Below are 17850 nucleotides of genomic sequence, written 5' to 3' on the forward strand. Positions count from 1 at the left end.
AGCGGGTGGGCACCCTCGTGACGCTGCACCTGCCGCCGGACTCACCGGTGGCGGACCTGCCGTGGATCATCACCATCGGCGCGCTCGACGACGAGGAGGAGTGGGCTCCGCTGGTCTGCGGGCCGTACGAGCGGCCGCACGCCCTCGCGCTGGCCCAGGCCGTCGTGGCCGACGAGGACCTGATGGCGGTGGTCGAGCCGCTGCTGCCGCTCGCCGACGTGGCGGCGATCCGCGACGAGATCGAGCTGGCCCGGTTCGGGCAGGAGCCCGGGCTCGACGCCGAGGACATCACCGCGGGCGACGAGCCGCGCCGCACCACCCCGGGCCGCCCGCCGTCCCGGGCCGAGGTGCGCGCCGGCTTCGGCCGCATCGCGGCGAAGCTGACCGCCGGCGGCTGATCCGCCCAGGCGGCGCCGCGCCCGGTCAGCCGAGCAGGGTGCGCACGCCGATCAGGTAGGTCTCTTTGTCCGGGTGGCCGACGAGCTGACGTTGCAGCGCATAGCCCGGGATCATGCCGAACAGCACGGCCGACATGGCCGCCACGTCGGTGTCGGGGCCGAACTCGCCACGCTCGACCGCCCGCCGGGCGATCGTCAGGAAGGGCTGCCGCAGCTCGAGGTAGCGCTCGCGGACGATCGCGCCGATCGCGGGATCGAGGACCGCCTCGCTCCAGACCTGCAGCGCCAGCGGGAAGAAGCCGTCCGGGCCGGCCTGTGCGTCGGCGAGGTCCAGCACCCGGCTCATCGCCTCCTGCACGCTCAGATCCAGCGCCGCGACCTCCTCGAGCTGTACGACCAGGCGGCCCGCGACGCTCTGGGAGATGGCGCTGATGATCTCGTTCTTCGATTTGAAGTAGCGGTAGACCGCGCCAACCGACAGGCCGGCCTCCTGGATCAGATCCTGCATCGACGTGTTGTGCAGCCCGTTACGCAGGAAGCACAGGCGGGCCGCGGCGAGGATCTGCTCGCGGCGTGCGGTCAGGTGGTCTTCGGATACGCGTGGCACGCCGCACAGTGTAAAACGAACGCTCATTCTTGACACCTCTGGCCGCCGGGGGCAAGCTGTCGAGCATAGAGAACGAGCATTCGTTTTAGGAGACCGACATGTCCAGGCTGCCGAAAGCAACCTCCCTGGCCGTCCTCGTCGCCGTGGCCGCGGTGTCACTTCAGGCCCTGCTGGTGCCGCTGTTCGCCGGGCCGGCTGCCAACCTCGAGCCGCGCGACCTGCCCATCGCCGTCGCGGGCCCGGCGCCCGCGGCCGACCAGCTCGCCGCGCGGCTCGCGGCGGCACACCCCGGCGCCTTCGACGTCCGGGTGGTCGCCGACCCCGACGCGGCGATCAGAAACCGCGACGTCTACGGCGCGATCGTCCTCGGGCCGCAGGGGCCGTCGCTGCACGTCGCCTCCGCCGCCGGGCCGACCGTGGCGAGCCTGCTGACCCAGGCCACCGCAACGCTCGGCGAGGGCCGGCCGGTTCCGGTCGTCGACGTCGTGCCGGCCGACGCGGACGACCCGCGCGGCGCCGGGTTCGGCTCGGGCTTCCTGCCGCTCGCGATGACCAGCCTGCTCGCCGGGATCCTGACCTTCCTGCTCGTCAAGCGCCGCGGCGCCCGGCTGCTCGCGCTCGGCACGTTCGCCGTCCTCGCCGGCCTGTGCGGCGCGGCGGTCCAGCAGTACTGGCTCGGCGTGCTGCCCGGCGACTATCTGAGCAACGCGGCCGTGATGGGCCTGTTCGGGCTCGCCGTGGCGGGGACCGTCGCGGGGCTGGCCGCCGTCCTGGACCGGGCCGGGCTGGCGCTCGGCGCCCTGACCGTGTTCCTCGTCGGCAACGCGCTCTCCGGCGTCAGCTCGGCCGCGGAGCTGCTGCCGCAGCCGTGGGGAGCCGTCGGGCAGCTCCTGCCGATCGGCGCGGGCTCGACGCTGCTCCGCTCGGTCGCCTACTTCGACGGTAACGGTGCCGGCGCCGCGATCTGGGTGCTCTGCGCGTACGCGGTTGGGGGTCTGGTTCTGGTCGCGGTCGGACGGCGCGGGCTGGCCGGGCCCGCCGCCGAGGTCGCGCCGGTCCCGGTGGAGCGCGAGCCCGCGCTGGCGCTCTGAGGCGTGGCGGATCGCCGGGGCGGCGCCGGACGGCCGCCCCCGGCGCGCGCATACTGCTCGGCGTGGTGCTCTCGCGACGGTGGTCGGCGTTCCTGGTGGCGGTCGGTGTCTGGACCTGGCTGATCTGGCCCCGGTTCGGGGTGGCGATCTGGAAGGACGACCGGTCCTTCGCCGGCGGCGCCCCGACGTCGTTCCTCTGGGTGCACGCCCTGCTCATCGGCGCGTCGCTCCTCATCGGCACGACGGTGGGCGTGCTCGGCGTCCGCGCCTGGCGTAAGGCGGCCCCGCGCCCGCGTAACGCCGGAGAAAGCGCCGCCACGGGCGGGCCGGTGCCGGAAGATTGATGGCCGGTTACCCGGCCAACCGGGCAATTGCCGCCCCACGCCTGCTAAAGAGGCGTTAAGGAGCCGACGCGATTGCATCCAGATAACGGTGCGCCAACAGTCCGGGCCGATTTCCTGCCGCCGCCCTGGCCTGCGGCTACGCTCCCGCCAGAGACGCACCGCGAGGTGTCGGTGCGCTGTGGAAGGAGGGCGTCTTGCGCCCAGTACGTGGGAAGCGAATCGTTGCGATTCTCGCGGCGGGTGGGCTCTCGCTCGCCGCCGCTGCCTGTGGCGACGCCCCTGAAGAGACCCCGAGCGGCTCCGGCGCGAGCACCGCGGCGGCATATAAGGCCTGCATGGTCACCGACACCGGTGGCATCGACGACAAGTCGTTCAACGCCTCGGCGTGGGCCGGCCTGCAGGCCGCGAAGGAAGCACAGAGCAGCGTCGACCCGAAGTACGTGGCGTCGACTGCCGAGGCCGACTACGAGCCCAACCTGCGGCAGTTCGTCACGCAGAAGTGCAACTTCATCCTCTCGGTCGGCGGTCTGATGGGCGGCGCCACCGAGAAGGTCGCGAAGGAGAACCCCAGCCAGCAGTTCGGCATCGTGGACAGCGCCATCCCGGGCGTCACCAACGTCTTCCCGATGCAGTTCGCCACCGAGCAGGCCGCGTTCCTGGCCGGCTACCTGGCCGCAGGCTTCTCCAAGTCGGGCAAGGTGGCCACCTACGGCGGCCTGAAGATCAAGCCGGTGACCGTCTTCATGGACGGCTTCGCCGACGGCGTCGCGCACTACAACAAGGTCAAGGGCAAGAACGTCGCCGTGCTCGGCTGGGACAAGGCCAAGCAGAACGGCACGTTCGCCGAGAACTTCGGTGACCAGAACAAGGGCAAGTCGATCACCAACACGTTCGTCGCGCAGGGCGCCGACGTCGTCATGCCGGTGGCCGGCGGCACGGGCCTCGGCACCGCGGACGTCGCCAAGGCGTCCAACGGCAAGGTCTCGGTCATCTGGGTCGACCAGGACGGCTGCAAGAGCGCCGAGCAGTACTGCGGCGTCTTCCTGACCACGGTCGTCAAGAACATCACCGACGCCGTCGAGCAGGCCGTCGTGGACGGTGCGACCGGCAAGCCGCTTGCCGCGACCCCGGGCTACCTCGGCACGCTGGAGAACAACGGCGTCTCGATCGCGCCGTACCACGAGTTCGAGAGCAAGGTCGACCCCGCCCTCAAGGCCGAGATCGACAAGCTCAAGGCGGACATCATCGCGGGCACGGTCAAGGTCGAGTCGGCCAACGCACCCAAGTGATCCGCGGTTAGATCTAGCATTCCGGCCGCCGCGCGGTCGCGGGTTTCCGCGGCCTGCGCGGCGGCTCTGCTCAGGCTGCTAACGTCCCCCCGTTGATCACCAGCCTCTCGTCTGCAGGAGATTCCGCTGAGACTCGAACTGCGCGGCATCACCAAGCGCTTCGGCGACCTGGTGGCCAACGACCACATCGACCTGACCGTCGAGCCCGGCGAGGTGCATGCCCTGCTCGGCGAGAACGGTGCCGGCAAGTCCACCCTCATGAACCAGCTCTACGGGCTGCTGCAGCCCGACGAGGGCGAGGTGCTCGTAGACGGCGAGGTGCGGACCTTCCGCAGCCCCCGCGACGCCATCGCCGCCGGCATCGGCATGGTCCACCAGCACTTCATGCTCGTGCCCGTCTTCACCGTCGCGGAGAACATCGCGCTGGGCGCGGAGAAGACCCGGGCCGGCTTCCTGGACCGCCGCCGGGCCCGGCGCGAGGTCCTCGAGGTCTCCGAGCGGTACGGCCTGCCGGTCGACCCCGACGCCCTGGTCGAGAACCTGCCCGTCGGCGCGCAGCAGCGCGTCGAGATCGTCAAGGCGCTGACCCGCGACGTCGACCTGCTCATCCTCGACGAGCCGACCGCGGTGCTGACCCCGCAGGAGACCGAAGAGCTGCTCACGGTCATGCGCGGGCTCGCCGCCGCCGGCAAGTCGATCGTCTTCATCACCCACAAGCTCAAAGAGGTCAAGTCGATCGCCGACCGGATCACCGTGATCCGGCGCGGCCGGACCGTCGGCACCGCCGAGCCTTCGACCCCCGAGGACGAGCTCGCCGCCCTCATGGTCGGCCGCGCGGTCAGCCTCGAGGTCAGCAAGGCGCCGTCCGAGCCGGGCCGGGAGGTTCTCAAGATCTCCAGCCTGATCGTGGACGACGACCGCGGCGTGCGCGCCGTCGACGGGGTCGACCTGGTCGTGCGCGCCGGTGAGGTGCTCGGCATCGCCGGCGTGCAGGGCAACGGGCAGACCGAACTCGTCGAGGCCGTGATGGGCCTGCGCCAGCCGCGCGGCGGCGAGATCACGGTCGACAACGAGGACCTGACCAAGATGAGCACCAAGCAGATCCTGCGCTCCGGCATCGGCTACGTGCCCGAGGACCGCAGCCTCGACGGCGTGGTCAAGGAGTTCTCCGTCGCGGAGAACCTGGTGCTCGACCAGTACGACCGGGCGCCGTACGGCAACGCCTTCCGGCTCAACCCGGCGGCCGTCCTGGCGGCGGCGCGGGAGCGGGTCGAGCAGTTCGACATCCGCACGTCGTCGCCGTCCTCGGCGGTGAGCACCCTGTCGGGCGGCAACCAGCAGAAGGTCGTCGTTGCCCGCGAGCTGTCCCGGCCGCTGCGGCTGTTCATCGCGTCGCAGCCGACCCGCGGCGTGGACGTCGGCTCGATCGAGTTCATCCACGGGCGGATCGTGGCCGAGCGGGACGTCGGCACGGCCGTACTGGTGGTCTCCAGCGAACTGGACGAGGTCGTGGGGCTCGCCGACCGGATCGCGGTCATGTACCGGGGCCGGATCCTGGCGATCGTCTCCCCGGACACGCCGCGCGAGGAGATCGGCCTGCTGATGGCCGGAATCACTGATCCGGACGCGGTCGTGCCGGTACCGGATGCGGACGACGCCGACGGCGACGGGGTTGCAGAGAAGGGGACCAAGTGACCACGGACGGACCGGTCGGCGCACCGCCGCCTGCCGACGAGCCGGCCCCGAAGCCGGCAACGGGCGCCAAGGCCGCGCCCGCCGCCGCTCCCGGCAAGGCGAAGCCGGGCGGCGACGACTCGTTCATGAGTCACTTCCTGCACAATCTGTGGTCCGCCAACACGGTCACGGTGACGGTGCTCTCCATCGTGCTGGCGTTGTTCATCGGCGCGATCCTGATCATCGTCTCCGACCCCGCGGTGCTGCAGACGTTCTCGTACCTGACCGCCCGCCCGGCCGACGCCCTCAACGCCAGCTGGACCGTCGTCAGCAACGCGTACGCGGACCTGTTCAAGGGCGCGATCGTCGACCCGGCGGCCGTCACCGCCTGGGCGAACGGCACCGGGACCCTCAAGCAGGTGTTCTTCCCGATCTCGGAGACGCTGACCTATGCGGCCCCGCTGGTCTTCACCGGCCTCTCGGTGGCCCTGGCGTTCCGCGGCGGCCTCTTCAACATCGGCGGCCAGGGCCAGGCGATCATGGGCACGGTCTTCGCCGCGCTGGCCGGCTTCCTGCTGCCGCTGCCGCCGGTGATCCACCTGGTCGCGGCGCTGCTGGCCGGCCTGCTCGGCGGCGCGCTGTGGGGCTTCGTGCCGGGCATCCTCAAGGCCCGGACCGGCGCGCACGAGGTCATCGTCACGATCATGCTGAACTACACGGCCAGCCTGTTCCTGGGCTGGCTGATCCTGCAGAAGGGCATCCAGGCGACCGGCCGCAGCGACGCCATCAGCGAGCCGGTCGACGAGTCGGCGCAGCTGCTCGCCGTCGGCGGCGAGGTCCGGGTCAACCTGGGCATCGTGCTCGCGGTGCTGACCACGGCCGCGGTCGCCTGGCTGCTCAACCGGTCGTCGTTCGGCTTCGAGCTGCGGGCCGTCGGCGCCAACCCGGCCGCCGCGAAGACCGCGGGCATCAGCGTCGGCAAGACCTACACGCTGCTCATGGTCGCGGCCGGCGGCCTCGCCGGTCTCGGCGGCGCCACCCAGGTACTCGGCACCGCGCACGCCCTGACCACGCAGGTGGTCGGCAACATCGGCTTCGACGGCCTGCTCGTCGCCCTGCTCGGCCGCAACCGACCGTGGGGCACGCTGCTCGCCGCGATCCTCTTCGGCGCGCTGCGCGCCGGCGGCAACCGGATGCAGTCGTTCTCGAGCATCTCCCTGGAGCTGGTGACGGTGCTACAGGCGCTGATCGTCATCTTCATCGCCGCACCGGCCCTGGTGAAGGCGATCTTCCACCTGCGAGCCGCCCGCTCCGCGCGGCTCGGCGCATCGATGGCGAAGGGCTGGTGACCCCGGTGTCGACGGCGACAGTGGAGGAGCTGACGGAGGCCACGGCCCCGAAGAGATTCTGGGACCGGCAGCGGCGGCTCGGCGCCGCGCTGGTGCTGATCGGCCTGGTGGCGATCGGGGTCTTCGGCCCGCTCTCGCCGTCCAAGACGGCGCGCTTCACCCTCGGCGAGGACGCCAAGGGCGCCGCGCTCACCATCAACGGTCAGGTCGGCGCGATCGTGTTCGGCCTGGTCGCGCTCGGCGCCGGCGCGGTCCTGCTGGCCGGCGTGGCCCGCAGGCAGCAGACGTTCGTGCTCACCCTCGGCATCCTCGCCTTCGTCCTGTCGTTCCTGTGCTGGCAGGTGGCGGGCAAGTTCCTGCCGCTGGTCGACACGGCGAGCGGCACGCTCGAACTGGCGGTGCCGCTGCTGCTGGGCGCGCTCGCGGGCGTGCTGGGCGAGCGCTCCGGCGTGGTGAACGTGGCCATCGAGGGCCAGTTCCTGATGGGAGCGTTCGGCGCGGCCCTGGTCGGCACGATGGCGACAAGCGTCTGGCTGGGCCTGTTCAGCGCCGCGATCGGCGGCCTGCTCATCGCGGCGATCCTGGCGGTGCTGGCGATCCGCTACCTGGTGGACCAGGTCGTGGTGGGCATCGTGCTCAACCTGCTCGCGGTGGGCATGACCGGCTTCCTCTACGAGCGGCTCATGCAGCCCGACGCGCAGTCGTACAACGAGCCGCCGCGGATGCCCGAGTGGCGCATCCCCGGCCTCGCCGACATCCCGGTCGTCGGCCCGGTGTTGTTCGAGGCGAACCTGCTGGTCTGGCTCGCCCTGATCCTGGTGTTCGTGATCCACTTCGGGCTCACCCGGACCCGCTGGGGCCTGCGCACCCGGGCGGTCGGCGAGCACCCGACGGCGGCCGACACGGTCGGCATCCGCGTCCGCGGCCTCCGGTACGCGAACGTGCTGGTGGGCGGCCTGGTCGCGGGCGCGGGCGGCGCGTACTTCACGCTGGTGGCGACGGGCAGCTTCAACAAGAACATGACGGCCGGCGCGGGCTTCATCGCCCTGGCGGCGTTGATCTTCGGCCGCTGGACCCCGTTCGGGGCGCTGGGTGCGGCGCTGTTCTTCGGCTTCACGCAGAAGCTCGCGACGTATCTGAGCGTGGCGGGCAGCTCGGTGCCGAGCCAGTTCCTGAACATGCTGCCGTACCTCGCGACGATCGTGGCGGTGGCGGGCCTGGTCGGCCGCGTACGCGCACCCGCGGCCGACGGACAGCCCTACGTGAAGAGCTAGCCGTTCAGGGGAGCCGCATCAGGCGGGATCGGTGGTGGTGCAGAATCGGCGGCATGGAGATCGACTGGCCCGCGCTGCGCGCCGCCGCCATCGAGGCGATGCGGCATGCCTACGCCCCCTACTCCGACTTTCCGGTGGGGGTGGCCGGGCTGGTCGACGACGGCCGGGTGGTCGTCGGCTGCAACGTCGAGAACGCCTCGTACGGCATCGGCCTCTGCGCCGAGTGCGGTCTGGTCAGCTCGCTGCACGCCACCGGCGGGGGCCGCCTCGTCGCGGTGTCCTGCGTCGACGCCAACGGCCTGCCGCTGATGCCCTGCGGGCGCTGCCGGCAGCTGCTCTACGAGCACGGTGGCGCCGAGTGCCTGGTCGAGGCGCTGCCCCGGCCGTTGACCCTGGCACAGCTGCTGCCGAACGCGTTCGGCCCCGACGACATCGAGAAGGTCACCGGGCCGTCCGCGGTGCCGGCCGTGCCGGCACAGCTGGCCAAGTGGCGGGGGCGCGGGACCGTCTTCGTGCACCCCGATCTCTCCGGGGGCGAGCAGGTCTGGACGGGCTACTGGGAGCGTTCCGCGGGCAGCCCGGACGAGATCGACGCCGAGAAGGGCATCCTCGAGGAGGCCCCCATCTTCCCGACCGCCGGCGCCGCGGTGACCTGGGGACTCACCCGCACCCCGAGGATCGTGGTGGTGGACGCCGACGGCGGCCTGTCCTGGGCGGGCGAGGGCGAGCCGCCCGAAGGGATCGGTACTAGGTGGGAGCAATCATGAGCGAGCTTGCGAGCGAATCATCAGGCCAGTGTCTGACTCATGTCGTCGCTGGAGCGCAAGCGGAGGCGACGGCATGAGCGAGTATGCGGCGGTTGATGTTATCCGGGCGAAGCGGGACGGGCTGAGCCTGTCCGACGCGCAGATCGACTGGGTCGTCGACGCGTACACGAAGGGCGTCGTCGCCGACGAGCAGATGTCCGCGCTGGCCATGGCGATCCTGCTGCGCGGGATGACGTCCGCCGAGATCGCCCGGTGGACCGCGGCGATGATCGCCAGCGGCGAGCGGCTGGACCTGTCCGCGGTGTCCCGCCCGACCGTCGACAAGCACTCCACCGGCGGCGTCGGCGACAAGATCACGCTGCCGCTCACGCCGCTGGTCGCCGCGTGCGGCGCGGCGGTGCCGCAGCTCTCCGGGCGCGGCCTCGGACACACCGGCGGGACCCTCGACAAGCTGGAGTCGATACCCGGCTGGCGGGCCGCGCTGAGCAACGACGAGTTCGTCCGGCAGCTGCGGGACGTGGGCGCGGTCATCTGCGCCGCCGGCGACGGCCTCGCCCCGGCCGACCGCAAGCTGTACGCGCTGCGCGACGTCACCGGCACCGTCGAGGCCATTCCGCTGATCGCCAGCTCGATCATGAGCAAGAAGATCGCCGAGGGCACGGGCGCGCTGGTCCTGGACGTCAAGGTCGGCACGGGCGCCTTCATGAAGGACGTCGGCATGGCCCGTGAACTGGCGCGCACGATGGTCGAGCTGGGCACGGCGCACGGCGTGCGAACGGTCGCGCTGCTCACCGACATGAACACGCCGCTCGGGCTGGCCGTCGGCAACGCCATCGAGGTCGAGGAGTCCCTCGAGGTGCTGGCCGGCGGCGGCCCCGCCGACGTGGTCGAGCTGACGCTGGCCCTGGCCCGGGAGATGCTCGCGGCGGCCGGCCTGGACGCCGACCCGGCGAAGGCCCTCGAGTCCGGCGCGGCGATGGACTCGTGGAAGGCGATGATCCGCGCGCAGGGCGGCGACCCGGACGCGCCGTTGCCCACCGCGCGGGAGACCGAGGTGCTCCGCGCGGGCACCGACGGCGTGGTCGAGGGCATCGACGCGCTCGACATCGGCCTGGCCGCCTGGCGGCTCGGCGCCGGCCGGGCCCGCAAGGAGGATCCGGTCAGCTTCGGTGCGGGCATCATGCTCAAGGTCCGGCCCGGCGACACCGTCCGCGCCGGCGATCCGCTGCTGGAGCTCCGTACCGATGACGGGTCCAGGATCTCCGCCGCGCTGGCGGCCGCCGACGGCGCGATCCGGATCGGACAGGGCGCGTCTGCCCCTGCGCCGTTGCTCATCGACCGCATAGCCTGAGCGGTCATGAAGGCGGCCCCCGATCCCCGAGCGGTGCGCGACGCCAGCCTGGACGAGCTCGAACGGCTCGGACTGCCGCTGCCGCCACCGGCGTTCCCGCTGGTCTGGGAGCCGGGCGACGGCGTGTCACTGCGCGCGACCGGGGAGATCGAGGCCCGGGCGGCGGTGCTGCACGTGGTGGTGGCGCGCTGCTTCGGCATGCCGACCGAGGCGGCCATGAGCTGGCTGCTGGGCTCGCACCTGGTGGACTTCGTCACACCGCCGGAGTGGCAGTTCGTGGCCGGCGGCAGGGGCGACCACCGGTCGTTCGTGCTGCACCACGACGCGGTCTTCGCGCTGGCGTGGCTGCTCGGCCTGAGCCGGCACCTCGATCCGACGGTGCCGCCGGAGGAGCGGCTCATGCAGCAGATGCCGGACCTGCCGGCGGGGGAGTCGTTCGACCAGTGGCGGTCGCGGTCGCTGGTCGCGCCCCGGGACGCCATCGAGGCCGCGGTGCTGCTGGATCTCTACTACTGCCTGGACTGGGCCTTCCAGGAGGCCGACAAGGGCGGGGTGCCCGTGCCGGGCGAGGTCGACAGCAACGCCATCGGCCAGCGCAGGTGGGGGCTTGAGTGGGCGGTGGTGTTTTCCGGCCCCTACCACGAGGCGCCGCCGGGTTGGGAAGAAGTCGATCTCTCCGTCTGAGGGCGAATTGAAGATCAACTTCAAGATCTGATTCATGTCGTGCCTGGTTGCATGGATCTGACCGTCGCTCCCGCCGAGACCGGTCGCTTCGCTCCCTGCCGGCTGCGTGAGCGGCTGAGCTCAAAGACCGGCTAGGCCGGGCCGTAGAGAGTCAATTCCACGGCGGCCGTCGCCGTGATGTCCGAGGCCTCGATGTCCTTGATCGGGATATGGCGTGCGCTCGGGGTCATGCCGATCAGGGTTCGGGTCTCCGCCGCGGTCAAGCGCATCCGGTGGCGCAGGGTGGTGGTGCCCTGCTCGTGGAAGTCGCCGCCGAGGGCGCCGGTGACCCGGGCGGTCTTGTCCGGGTCCACGCCGATCAGGCCGTAGGCGTCGACGAGTTCCGCCAGATGGTCCCGGGCCGGGGTGACCACGAGGAGCAGGCCGTCGGAGTGCAGGACGCGGCGGAACTCCGGGCCGTTGCGGGGGGCGAAGACGTTGATCAGCATTGAGACGCAGGCGTCCTCGAGCGGCAGCGGCCGCCAGAGGTCGGCAAGTGCGGCGCCGGCCCGGGGGTGTGCGCGGGCCGCGCGGCGCAGGGCGGGCTTGGAGACGTCGATGCCCAGGCCCGGCGCGTCCGGCAGGGCGTCCAGCACGCGGGCGAGGTAGTGGCCGGTGCCCGTGCCGGCGTCGAGGACCAGGCCGTCGTCCGGGCGTACCGCCTCGGCCAGCGCGGCCGCGATGAAGTCGTAGTGGCCCTCCGCCAGGAAGGCCTCGCGGTCCCCGATCATCTCGGCGGTGTCGCCCGAATGGGGCGAACGGCCCGCCGCGAGGTTCACGTAGCCCTGCCGCGCGATGTCGAAGCTGTGCCCGCGGGGGCAGCGAAGGCCCTGATCGCCGGCCCGCTCCAGCGTCTCGCCGCACACCGGACACCGCAGGTACGGCAATGCTCCGTCGATCATTGGCTGCTTCCTACTAGCATCTGGTGATGGTCGCCATCTCCCACGCCGATATCGTCCAGGCCCCGAAGGCGCTGCTGCACGACCACCTCGACGGTGGGCTGCGGCCCGCGACGATCGTGGAACTCGCCGCCAAGGTCGGGCATCGCCTCCCCGAGGAGGATCCGGAGCGGCTGGGTGACTGGTTCGTGGCCGCGGCCGACTCCGGGTCGCTGGAACGCTACCTGGAGACGTTCGCGCACACCGTCGCGGTGATGCAGACCGAGGAGGGGCTGCACCGCGTCGCCCGGGAGTGCGCCCTGGACCTCGCCGCCGACGGCGTCGTCTACGCCGAGGTCCGCTACGCGCCCGAGCAGCACCTGGAGCGCGGCCTGAGCCTCGACGCGGTCGTCGAGGCGGTGCACGCCGGCTTCCGGGACGGCTGCGCCGAGGCGGCGGCGCGGGGCAACCAGATCCGGATCGGGACGCTGCTGACCGCGATGCGGCACGCCGCCCGGTCCCAGGAGATCGCCGAGCTGGCCGTGCGGTGCCGCGACACCGGCGTGGTGGGCTTCGACATCGCCGGCGCGGAGGCCGGGTTCCCGCCCACCCGGCACCTCGACGCCTTCGAGTACCTGCAGCGGGAGAACTTCCACTTCACCATCCACGCCGGCGAGGCCTTCGGGCTGCCGTCGATCTGGCAGGCCATCCAGTGGTGCGGCGCCGACCGGCTGGGTCACGGCGTGCGGATCGTGGACGACATCGTCGGCACGACCCTCGGCCGGCTCTCGTCGTACGTGCGGGACAAGCGCATCCCGCTCGAGCTGTGCCCGTCCTCCAACGTGCAGACCGGCGCGGCGCCCTCGATCGCCGAGCACCCGATCGGGCTGCTGCACGATCTCCGCTTCCGGGTCACGGTCAACACGGACAACCGGCTGATGAGCGGCACCTCGATGTCGCGGGAGATGGCGCTGCTGGTCGAGGCGTTCGGCTGGGGCTGGAGTGAGCTGCAGTGGCTCACGATCAACGCGATGAAGTCAGCGTTCATCCCGTACGACGAGCGGCTGGCGATCATCACCGATGTGATCAAGCCGGCTTACGCGAAGTTGTTGGCCTGAAGTCCGCTTTAAGGCGGCATTGGCGACACGTCCGTACCTTCGTCCCACGAAACTACCGATTCGGTCAGCCGCCTCATCCTTTCGGTCAGATTGCTGTCTCAAACACTGCACAATCCGGCATCTTGCCTTGCCGTCGGCCCAACCGCGAGCCATCGTCTGTCCTGCCGCGATTGATGGTGGATCGGGCCGGAGCGGCGTGTGCGGGATCCCCGTGGCGTTGCCCGGGGCGAGTGACTTTAAGAGACGCACCCATATACGAGCAGTGATGACCGACCGGCGATGTCCAACTCTTCGGACGCAACATCGCATCACACAAACGGTCCGGGTCAGGCTGCTCTTTCTCTTTGACACTCGTCGTGATGGAATCTCGGGGGCCCGACCGGTGAGTCGGCCGTGTGCGGTGCCCGGCGATCCGAATGCCGGGTCCGAATCAGGAGGACGGTGACGTGAGCAAGCGCCCCAAGACGGCGAACGCTGTCATGTCGCGTCTCCGCCGGCCGGCCGGCCGGCTGCGGGATCTGCCGATCTGGTCGAAGCTCGGGCTCATCATGCTCGTGCCCACCCTGGCGACGGTCATCGTCGGCACCAGCGGCCTGATCGACCACATCAACGAGGCCAGCGACGCCGAGCGTGCACGCACCCTTTCGGTGCTGTCGCAGGCAGCTGGTGGTCTCGTCGATCACCTGCAGAGCGAACGTGCCTACGGCGTGATGATCGCGACCACGCAGCCCAGGTCAGCGGAGCGGGCCGCCGCGGATCTTGCCTACAAGCGCGAGCACCCCAAGGTGGACGCGGCCAAGCTGCCCTACTCGCAGCAGAAGGCCGCCCTCGACGAGGTGCCGGACCAGGTCTCGGTTCTACTCCTGCGCCTGGACCGCAACCTCGAGGAACTGCCCTCGATCAGGAGCCAGACGGCGAACTCGAGCTTCAAGCTCAAGGACATCGAGGACAACTACAACCCGCTGATCGACGACCTGCTCAACGTCCGCGACGCATCGGCCCAGCTCGCCCAGGACACCACGCTGAGTAACCGCCTCCGGGTGGTCGCCGCCGTGGCCCGGGCCAAGGACTACATCGCCCGGCAGCGCGGCGTCGGCCTCAAGGTTCTCGGTGAAGGCAACTTCAACGCCAGTCTGCGGCGGGACATGCTGGTCACCGCCACCGGGTACGACATCGCCAAAGCCTCAATGCGCGAGGTCGCCACCAACGAGGAGAAGGCGCTCTTCGACCGGGTCGTCAGCGGCCCGGCTGAGCGCGCTGCCACCAACCTGAGCGGTCCGTTGCAGGGTCTCAGCCCCGAGCGGTCCAGGGACATCGCGTTCAATCGCGACCAGTGGGACACCGCGATGATCGGCTACAACGACCTGTTCCGCAGTGTGGAGAACAGGCTCGACAAGCAGATCGTCGAGCAGGCCACCGAGATCCGCGACGACGTGCAGACCCGGGTCTTCATCGAGACCAGCATCCTGCTCGGCATGCTCCTGCTGGCCATCGCCTTCGCCTGGCTGGTGGCCCGCTCGATGGCCCGCTCGCTGCGCGAACTGCGCCAGGGCGCGCTCAACGTCGCCCAGTTCGGCCTGCCCCAGGCGGTCGAGCGGCTGCGGGACCCGGCGCTGACCGGCTCGCTGACCCCGGCCCAGGTGGCCGACCAGGTCGCCGAGCCGCTGCCGGTGCGCAGCCGGGACGAGTTCGGGCAGGTGACCGAGGCCTTCAACGCGGTTCACCTCGAGGCCGTCCGCACCGCCGCCGAGCAGGCCGCCCTGCGGTCCTCGGTTGCGACGATGTTCGTCAACCTCGCCCGTCGTTCGCAGATCCTGGTCGACCGGCTCATCGGCCACCTCGACCGGCTCGAACGCGGCGAGGAGGACCCGGACCGGCTGGCCGAGCTCTTCCAGCTCGACCACCTGGCCACCCGAATGCGCCGCAACGACGAAAACCTCCTGGTTCTCGCCGGCGCCGACTCGACCCGCGTGCAGCGCGAGCCCGCCGCCCTGATCGACGTGCTCCGGGCCGCACAGTCCGAGGTCGAGCACTACACGCGCATCGAGTTCGGCATGATCGACCGGGACATCGAGGTGTCCGCGCACGCGGTCAACGACATGGTCCACCTGGTCGCCGAGCTCTTCGACAACGCGACCGCGTTCTCGCCGCCGAACTCGCACGTCATCGTCGAGGCCCGGCGCCTCGGCGACGGCGCGGTGCTCTCGGTCGAGGACCGTGGCATCGGCATCAGCCGCGAGCAGCTGCGCGACCTCAACGAGCGCCTGGCCCAGCCGCCCATGGTGGACGTCGCCGTCTCCCGGATGATGGGCCTGGTCGTGGTCGCCCGCCTGGCGAACAGGCACGGCGTCAAGGTCGAGCTCCGCCCGGCCGACACCGAGCGCGGCACGGTCGCCGACGTCGGCCTGCCGGTCAGCGTGATGGTCTCGTCCTCGATGGCCGCCCGCCTGGCGTCCGGTGCCAACCACCCCTACGGCCACGACCAGCAGCGTCCGGCGCTCACCGAGCCGCCGCTGGCGCTCGAGAGCGGCTCCAACGGCCGCGGCGGTTACCCGACCGGCCGGCCGTTCGACCCGAACCCGCCGATGCACGGCGGTGGCATGCTCGGCGCCGGTGGCAACCGTTCGGTGCCCGCCTGGTCCGACCTGACCGGCGCGCCCTCGAACGGCTTCGAGCCCGGTGGCAACGGATTCGGCGGTCCCAACGGCTTCGGCGGCAACGGCGCGAACGGGGCCAACGGCTACCACGGCCCGCGCAGCAACGAGCCGATCCCGCCGCTGCCGCAGTCGCAGGCGCCTTCGGGCCCGCAGGGCTTCGCCGGTCCGGACGGCCTGCCGCAGCGTCGCAACGCCGAGGGCTACCAGCAGCAGCAGGACACCGGCCAGTACGGCCACACGATCCCGCGTCAGCTGCCGTCGCACCCGGAGACGCAGGGCCGGGGCCAGTTCGTGCCGCCGGTGTCGGCGCCCCCGGTTCCGCCGGTCTCCGCGCCGCCGGTGCCGTCCGCGCCGCCGTACGGTGGCGGTCGCCCGGTGTCGTCGCCGCCCGTCCAGGGTGCGCCGACCTCCGCGCCGCCGAGCCAGAACCGGCCCTACTCGGCGCCGCCCGCGCCGCAGTCGGCCCCGCCGGCGTGGCCGCCGGTCACCGCCGACCGCGACCCGGGCAACGCGCCGCTCGTCCCGGAGAGCCTCGCGGCCGCCCTGGACATGACGGCGGAGCTGCCGCGGTACCGCCCGAATGCGGGCGCCACCGGCACTCAGCCGCAGGTGGCCCGCCCGACGAACCCGCAGAACGCGACGCCGCAGTCCGAGGCGGAGCGGTCCGCCGCGGCCGCCGCGGCGGCTCACGAGGTAGCGGAAGCGCAGGCAGCCGCCGCACAGGCGACCGCCGCCGCGCAGATCGCCGCCGCTCAGGCGGCCGCCCGTCAGCGTGCGGCCGGCGACTCGAAGGCGCAGTTCGCCGACGAGACGATGGAGCTGCCGATCTTCCGGGAGCTCGAGTCGGCCTGGTTCACGACCGCCCGGCCCAGCGAGCCGGCGAAGCAGGCGCCCGCCAAGCAGGAGGCGTCCGCCGCTCCGAAGTCGGCGCCGCCCGCGGCTCCGAAGTCGGCGCCGCCCGCCGATGCCGACTCGGTGGTCACCACGCAGCGATTCTCCACCGGAGAGCCGGCCCGCTCGGTCGGCGTACCGCAGCAGGCGGTCTCCCCGGAGAAGTTGAACGGCGATCCCGCGTTCGAGCGTGAGCCGGCCCGTGATCGGGACCCGGCCACCGTCGGAGCGGCTTCGTCCAACGGCTCGGTCAACGGCAACGGGTCCAACCCGTGGCAGACCGCGGCCGACGACGGCTGGCAGGCGGCCCGCAAGGCCGCCGAGATGCCGGTCGACACGACGACGACGGCCGGTCTTCCGCGCCGTACGCCGATGGCACAACTCGTCCCGGGTGGTGTCGACCGGGCCGAGACCTCCGTTCAACGCCGCACCCCAGAAGCGGTTCGCGGGCTACTGTCCGCTTACCACCGAGGTGTGCAGCGGGGTCGCACGAAGGAAAATTCGACCAACTCGGAGGAGACTCCGGGAGGGCAGCAGTCCTCGCAGGCTGGCAAGGAGCATGAAGCATGACAAGTACGCAGGATCTTGGTTGGCTGCTGGCCAACTTTGCCGACCGCGTTCCCGGGGTGGCGCACGCAATCGCGGTCTCCGCCGACGGTCTGCTTCTCGCGGCCTCGCGGGACCTGCCGCGGGACCGTGCTGATCAGCTGGCGGCCATCGCCTCCGGCCTGGTGAGCCTGACCCAGGGCGCCGCACGGTGCTTCGAGGGTGGTGCGGTACTGCAGACGGTCGTCGAGATGGACAACGGGTTCCTCTTCCTGATGTCGATCTCTGACGGTTCGTCGTTCGCGGTGCTCGCGGCCCGCAGCTGTGACGTCGGTCAGGTGGGCTACGAGATGGCGCTCCTGGTCGACCGGGTCGGCGAGGCGCTCACTCCCGCGCCGCGCTCCGCGGCCGGAGTGCTCGGCTGAACGGATGGTTTGTCGGCTCCGTCCGGCATCTGTCCAAAAGCTTTACAACAAGAGACACTTCTATGGGCCAAGGGATGGGGTGAGCGGTGACGTTGCCCGAACGCGATGAGCCGACCGGCGCGCTGGTAAGACCGTACGCCGTGACCCGTGGCCGAACCCGGCCGAAGCTGGAAATAGCGCTGGAAGCGCTCGTCGAGACCACCGTTCGTGGCCGCTCCACCGGAGCGGGCAGGGGCGGGAGCGAACACCAGTACATCGCGGCGATGTGTGACGGCGGCAGAGTTCAGTCGCTGGCCGAAATCGCCGCACGCATGCAACTACCGCTCGGGGTGGCTCGAGTGATCGTCGCAGACATGGCCACCGATGGTCTTGTCGCGGTGTACGAGCCGACATCGCTCGAGGATGAAACCGATGCGGTGGGTACGGAACTGCTGGAAAGGGTGCTGAGTGGACTTCGCAGGCTCTGAC

At 71.2% G+C, this 17850-nt stretch carries 16 protein-coding genes; 14 read left to right on the forward strand and 2 right to left on the reverse strand.

Features of this window, described 5'->3' with window-relative positions; all coding sequences use genetic code 11:
* Positions 1-5: 5 nt before the first annotated feature.
* Positions 6-398, forward strand: a complete 393-nt coding sequence (locus tag AB0B58_RS07015; RefSeq protein ID WP_360218863.1) for a hypothetical protein — start codon at positions 6-8, stop codon at positions 396-398.
* A 25-nt stretch (positions 399-423) separates the two neighbouring features.
* On the opposite strand, the gene AB0B58_RS07020 is transcribed toward AB0B58_RS07015, so the two are convergent.
* Positions 424-1005 carry a TetR/AcrR family transcriptional regulator gene (locus AB0B58_RS07020; RefSeq protein WP_360218866.1) on the reverse strand — a complete coding sequence of 194 codons (582 nt, stop codon included), beginning with the start codon at positions 1003-1005 and terminating at the stop codon, positions 424-426.
* 98 nt (positions 1006-1103) lie between these two features.
* Here AB0B58_RS07020 and AB0B58_RS07025 point away from each other — a divergent pair, with 98 nt between their 5' ends.
* The 9 genes from AB0B58_RS07025 (at position 1104) to AB0B58_RS07065 (ending at position 10828) form a co-directional block, all read left to right on the forward strand.
* A complete protein-coding gene (locus tag AB0B58_RS07025) occupies positions 1104-2096 on the forward strand; it encodes an ABC transporter permease (protein WP_360218869.1) in 993 nt (330 codons plus the stop codon).
* Positions 2097-2158: 62 nt separating this feature from the next.
* A complete protein-coding gene (locus tag AB0B58_RS07030) occupies positions 2159-2440 on the forward strand; it encodes an SCO4848 family membrane protein (protein WP_360218872.1) in 282 nt (93 codons plus the stop codon).
* A 194-nt stretch (positions 2441-2634) separates the two neighbouring features.
* Positions 2635-3729 (forward strand): BMP family ABC transporter substrate-binding protein, encoded by a 1095-nt coding sequence (locus tag AB0B58_RS07035; protein ID WP_360218875.1) that lies wholly within the window; start codon positions 2635-2637, stop codon positions 3727-3729.
* A 171-nt stretch (positions 3730-3900) separates the two neighbouring features.
* A complete protein-coding gene (locus AB0B58_RS07040) occupies positions 3901-5424 on the forward strand; it encodes an ABC transporter ATP-binding protein (RefSeq protein WP_360218878.1) in 1524 nt (507 codons plus the stop codon).
* 125 nt (positions 5425-5549) lie between these two features.
* Positions 5550-6752 carry an ABC transporter permease gene (locus AB0B58_RS07045; protein ID WP_360219853.1) on the forward strand — a complete coding sequence of 401 codons (1203 nt, stop codon included), beginning with the start codon at positions 5550-5552 and terminating at the stop codon, positions 6750-6752.
* A gap of 5 nt (positions 6753-6757) precedes the next feature.
* Positions 6758-8026, forward strand: a complete 1269-nt coding sequence (locus AB0B58_RS07050) for an ABC transporter permease (RefSeq protein WP_360218881.1) — start codon at positions 6758-6760, stop codon at positions 8024-8026.
* Positions 8027-8079: 53 nt separating this feature from the next.
* Positions 8080-8793: a cytidine deaminase gene (locus AB0B58_RS07055; RefSeq protein ID WP_360218884.1), complete on the forward strand. Its 714-nt coding sequence runs from the start codon at positions 8080-8082 to the stop codon at positions 8791-8793.
* 73 nt (positions 8794-8866) lie between these two features.
* Positions 8867-10144 (forward strand): thymidine phosphorylase, encoded by a 1278-nt coding sequence (locus AB0B58_RS07060; RefSeq protein ID WP_360218887.1) that lies wholly within the window; start codon positions 8867-8869, stop codon positions 10142-10144.
* Positions 10145-10150: 6 nt separating this feature from the next.
* On the forward strand, positions 10151-10828 hold the full coding sequence (locus tag AB0B58_RS07065; protein ID WP_360218890.1) for a DUF4272 domain-containing protein: 678 nt from the start codon (positions 10151-10153) through the stop codon (positions 10826-10828).
* A 131-nt stretch (positions 10829-10959) separates the two neighbouring features.
* Here the strand turns inward: AB0B58_RS07065 and AB0B58_RS07070 are convergent, their stop codons facing one another.
* Positions 10960-11769, reverse strand: a complete 810-nt coding sequence (locus tag AB0B58_RS07070) for a putative RNA methyltransferase (protein WP_360218893.1) — start codon at positions 11767-11769, stop codon at positions 10960-10962.
* A gap of 26 nt (positions 11770-11795) precedes the next feature.
* Here AB0B58_RS07070 and AB0B58_RS07075 point away from each other — a divergent pair, with 26 nt between their 5' ends.
* The 4 genes from AB0B58_RS07075 (at position 11796) to AB0B58_RS07090 (ending at position 17849) form a co-directional block, all read left to right on the forward strand.
* Positions 11796-12863 (forward strand): adenosine deaminase, encoded by a 1068-nt coding sequence (locus AB0B58_RS07075; RefSeq protein WP_360218896.1) that lies wholly within the window; start codon positions 11796-11798, stop codon positions 12861-12863.
* 446 nt (positions 12864-13309) lie between these two features.
* Positions 13310-16981 (forward strand): sensor histidine kinase, encoded by a 3672-nt coding sequence (locus AB0B58_RS07080; protein ID WP_360218899.1) that lies wholly within the window; start codon positions 13310-13312, stop codon positions 16979-16981.
* Complete coding sequence (locus AB0B58_RS07085) at positions 16978-17382, forward strand: roadblock/LC7 domain-containing protein (RefSeq protein WP_014447580.1); 405 nt, start codon at positions 16978-16980, stop codon at positions 17380-17382. The genes AB0B58_RS07080 and AB0B58_RS07085 overlap by 4 nt, the downstream gene beginning before the upstream one ends.
* 92 nt (positions 17383-17474) lie before the next feature.
* Positions 17475-17849 (forward strand): DUF742 domain-containing protein, encoded by a 375-nt coding sequence (locus tag AB0B58_RS07090; RefSeq protein ID WP_125805172.1) that lies wholly within the window; start codon positions 17475-17477, stop codon positions 17847-17849.
* The last annotated feature ends 1 nt before the right edge of the window (position 17850 follow it).

Source organism: Actinoplanes sp. NPDC049118 (genome assembly GCF_040648555.1).
Taxonomy (GTDB): domain Bacteria; phylum Actinomycetota; class Actinomycetes; order Mycobacteriales; family Micromonosporaceae; genus Actinoplanes.